General features: G+C 36.5%; 3 protein-coding genes. 2 read left to right on the top strand and 1 reads right to left on the bottom strand.

The window, feature by feature from the left end; genetic code table 11:
* Positions 1-639, top strand: a 639-nt coding sequence (locus R3333_RS12570; RefSeq protein ID WP_318959123.1) for an FAD-dependent oxidoreductase, incomplete at its 5' end; no start/stop codon positions are given.
* 171 nt (positions 640-810) lie between these two features.
* Positions 811-2994, top strand: coding sequence for a glutamine synthetase III (locus tag R3333_RS12565; protein ID WP_318959122.1), 2184 nt, complete (start codon positions 811-813; stop codon positions 2992-2994).
* Positions 2995-3784: 790 nt separating this feature from the next.
* On the opposite strand, the gene R3333_RS12560 is transcribed toward R3333_RS12565, so the two are convergent.
* The gene (locus R3333_RS12560) at positions 3785-4438 is read right to left on the bottom strand and encodes a hypothetical protein (protein ID WP_318959121.1); all 654 of its coding nucleotides are present in this window, start codon (positions 4436-4438) and stop codon (positions 3785-3787) included.
* Between the last annotated feature and the right edge of the window lie 149 nt (positions 4439-4587).

Genomic DNA, 4587 nt, shown 5'->3' with positions numbered 1-4587 from the left:
ACTAAATACGAAGCAAAACATTTGATTTTCTGTGCAGGATTGCAAGCTGATAGAATGGCCAAGAAAGATGGGGTGGACTTAAAAGAAAAGGTAGTTGGGTTTAGAGGTGACTACTACGAGTTAACCGATCAGGCGAAACACAAAGTAAATAACTTAATCTATCCTGTTCCGAATCCAGATTTCCCGTTCTTGGGTGTACACTTTACGCGTATGACAGATGGTGAAATAGAATGTGGACCTAATGCCGTGTTTACATTTAAAAGAGAAGGGTATGGAAAAACAGATTTCAGTTTTAAAGATACCGTTGACGCTTTAAGTTACGGAGGTACATGGAGATTGTTCTTTAACAATATGAAATTTGGTATTGATGAATACAGAAGAGCATTTTCTAAAAAGTTATTCTTGAAAACCTTACAAGGACTTATTCCTTCTTTAACTATGGATGATATTCGCCCAGGTAGATCTGGAGTGCGTGCTTTATTATTAGGACAAGATGGTGATACACGTGACGATTTCCGTATTGAATACATGGAAAACTCTATTCACGTATTAAATGCACCTTCTCCGGCAGCTACGGCTTCATTGGCTATAGGTGGACAAATTGCAGATAAAGCAGAAAAACACTTTAATTTGAAATAGAAATTAAGCAGATGATAAAACACCCCGATTAATTAGGGGGTGGAATTGAAAAATCTCTACAAATATTAAAACACCCCCTTTTCAACAAGGGGGTGTTTTTAATTTTACAATAAATTAATGTTGTGAGGAGAATAAAATGGTGTATATTTGCCCAAAATTAAAATTTTTCAAATGTCATCTATTAGAAAAAAGGCTTACCAAGATGTTCTTCACAGAACGCCTAAGCACTCAGAACCAGTAACAAGAATCTCTGAGATTTTTGGTGAAAACGTATTCCACTTAGAGGTGATGCGTGAGTATTTACCAGAAGAAGCATACAAATCTATTAAAGAAGCGATCAGTTCAGGAGCGCGTATCGATAGACGTATTGCTGACCAAGTTGCTTCAGCAATGAAGGACTGGGCTATTTCTAAAGGAGCTACACACTACACACACTGGTTCCAACCTTTAACAGGAGCCACTGCAGAGAAGCACGATGCTTTCTTTAAGCCAGTTGGTCCAGGTAGAGCAATTGAAAGATTTGACGGTGATTTATTGGTTCAGCAAGAGCCAGATGCATCATCTTTCCCGAACGGAGGTATTCGTAATACTTTCGAAGCAAGAGGTTACACAGCATGGGATCCATCATCTCCAGCTTTCGTAATCGGGAAAACTTTATGTATTCCAACGATTTTTATTTCTTACACAGGTGAAGCGCTTGACTTTAAAATGCCTTTATTAAAAGCATTACACGAAGTTGATAAAGCAGCGGTTGACGTTTGTCAGTACTTTGATAAGAATGTAAATAAAGTAATCGCAACATTAGGATGGGAACAAGAATACTTCTTGATCGACAAAGCATTGTACAATGCACGTCCTGACTTGCAAATGACAGGTAGAGTATTATTTGGACACTCTCCTGCAAAAGGTCAACAATTAGATGACCACTACTTCGGTTCTATTCCAGAGAGAGCAGTAGCTTTCATGAGAGAATTCGAAAACGAAGCAATCCGTTTAGGTATTCCTGTAACAACTCGTCACAATGAGGTAGCACCTAACCAGTTTGAGTGTGCACCTATCTTTGAAGAGTGTAACTTGGCTAACGACCACAACCAATTGTTGATGGACTTGTTAGAGAAGATTGCGCGTAAGCACGACTTTAGGGTATTGTTACACGAGAAGCCATTCGCAGGATTGAACGGTTCTGGTAAGCACAACAACTGGTCACTTTCTACAAACACAGGAGTGAACTTGTTAGCACCAGGTAAGAACCCTAAGAGCAACATGCAGTTCTTAACGTTCTTCGTGAACACAATTAAAGCAATTCACGATAATGCTGACTTATTAAGAGCGGCTATTGCATCAGCATCTAACGATCACCGTTTAGGAGCTAACGAAGCGCCACCAGCAATTATCTCTGCGTTCATCGGGTCTCAGTTAACAAAGGCTTTGGATGATTTAGAAGAAAACGTTAAAGCTGGTAAGATGACACCAGAGGATAAAACGGAGTTGAAATTAAACATCGGTAAAATTCCTCAAATCTTATTAGATAACACAGATAGAAACAGAACTTCTCCTTTCGCATTTACAGGAAACAAATTCGAATTTAGAGCGGTAGGTTCTTTGGCAAACTGTTCTCAGTCTATGATCGTTTTGAACACGATTATGGCGAACCAGTTGAGATTGTTTAAGAAAGCTGTTGACGCTAGAATCGAAGGTGGTGATAGCAAAGACGAAGCAATCTTGAAAGAATTACAAGTATTGATTAAGGAGTCTAAGAAAATCCGTTTCGAAGGGAATGGTTACGGTGACGAGTGGGTTGCTGAAGCTGAAAAGAGAGGATTATCTAACTTGAAAGATACGCCAAGAGCATTACAAGTTTGGGAGCGTCCAGAAACAATCAAATTATTCGAAGACTTAAACATTTTCTCAGAGCGTGAAGTATTAGCACGTCAGGAAATTGAATTTGAATCTTACATCATGAGAGTTCAGATTGAAGCAAGAATGATCAATGATTTGGCGCAAAACCACATCATTCCTTCTGTAATCAATTACCAAAACAGGTTGATCAAGAACATCCAAGGATTGAATGATATTTTAGGAGGAGATGCTACAGAAGCTTCTAAAGTTCAATTAGACATGGTGAAAGAAATTTCTATGCACTTGAACAAAATGAAGTCTTTATGTGATGAAATGTTAGCAGCAAGAAAAGTTGCCAACAACATTGAAAACATTGGAGAGAAGGCAGCCGCTTACTGTGATACAGTGAAAGTATTCTTTGACGATATTCGTTACCACGCTGACAAATTAGAAATGTTAGTAGACGATGAGTTATGGCCTTTCCCAAAATTGAGAGAGATGTTGTTTACAAAATAGTAGACAAAAAATATAGATGATGACGAGAGAGTGTTCGAAAAGGGCACTCTCTTTTTTGTTTAGACATCTAGATGGCTAGAGTTCTAGATTTCTAGAGAGGTTGAAGTTGAGTTTTACGTGAATTTATGATTGGAGAGTATTATTTTAACCGTTCCGCTTTGTAATTATTTTAAGTTCACTAAGTAGTTTACCTAAATCTGTATGCTTAAGGTTCGATGGGGAAGGGCATTCAATTCTAGTTATTGATCCATCTGTCATTTTAATTTTGACCGTTATATATCCTCTGTAATCATGATAGACGTAAGATTGGATGTCTTTAATACTTATTTCTTGGAAGACTCTTTTTGTAATAACAGGCTTTCGTTGCCAGTTAAAGATAAGGGTGTGTTTAGAAAAAGTCACGGCTAACTTTCCGTCAAATAAAAATTTTGCGAACAAATGACCTAGATACATAACTACAACCACGATGAGTAGGGAAAGGGCTGTTTCAATGTTTTCCACAAATTTAAAGATGACTTGTATGCACGCGAACGAAGTTCCCATAAGTGTAATCCAATAGGGTAGAATGGGTCTGGTATTGATGACTAATGTTTGCAATTATCGTTGTGATTTTTCAGTGACTTAACATCCAAATAAACATAATTGTGTTTATCCTTCCAACATAATAGAGAATCCCAAGTTCTCAACCAATATAAGCATTTAAAAAGTTCGTTGAAATGTACAGATTGAAAATAATGGATTAGTCCCTTTTTTTAGACTTTTAGATATATTGTAACTTTTGTAGTTGGCGTTATTTTATTTTTTGGTAGTAGTATTTCCTCGACGCATGACCTTTTCGTTTTGAGGTATCGTAGAGTCTTCCTTTTTTAAACTTCCACTTTTCATTTGTAAAGTATCTATATGTATCAAAATCTTCCACCAATTTCAATGTAAGTGATGAAAATGTAGAATCCAGCGGTATACGAATCGTGTTATATCCATAAGCACTGATAATTAGACTATCTGCCGTTACTTTATCAAATCTACACCTTCCTTCTAGATCTGTTATTTTCCCAGATAAAATAATTGTATCCTTTTTTAACGCACACTTGGCAAAAGCATGTCCTTCGTTATTTGGATTCAACACCTTTAAGGTAAGTATTTCTGATTTGTACTTTTTGGTTTCGATAATTTCAAAGGGAGGAACTTCATTTACTTGTTTATTACTATTTAAAATGATATAATTCCCCTCTCTTTTCCATTTTCCAAAAGTGCTTCCTTCAAGCAATCCTTGGTCCCAATTGTATTCAAAGCCTTGGTTTGCTTTTAATTCAATCTCCTCAGAAACACCGTAAAAAATGTCATTAGATATATACGTGCCAATGATTTGTTCATGAGGTAAATGTTTCGTTGACGAACAGGATATAATAATTGATAGGATGAATAATGTATATGTTGATTTCAATGTATTGTTTATTAGTTAGTACTCTTTTTAGGAAGTCTTAGTAAGTATGAAATGTATGATAGCATATACGTCTTATTTTCTTAGATATACAGCATAGTGTATTTCTCTTCCCTTGTCCCATACTCTTGAATTGTAAATACAATCCAGTT

Source organism: Lishizhenia sp. (assembly GCF_033720595.1).
Lineage (GTDB): Bacteria > Bacteroidota > Bacteroidia > Flavobacteriales_D > Crocinitomicaceae > Lishizhenia.
Note: the sequence above shows the minus strand (reverse complement) of the source record. Positions and strands in the feature narration are given on the sequence as shown.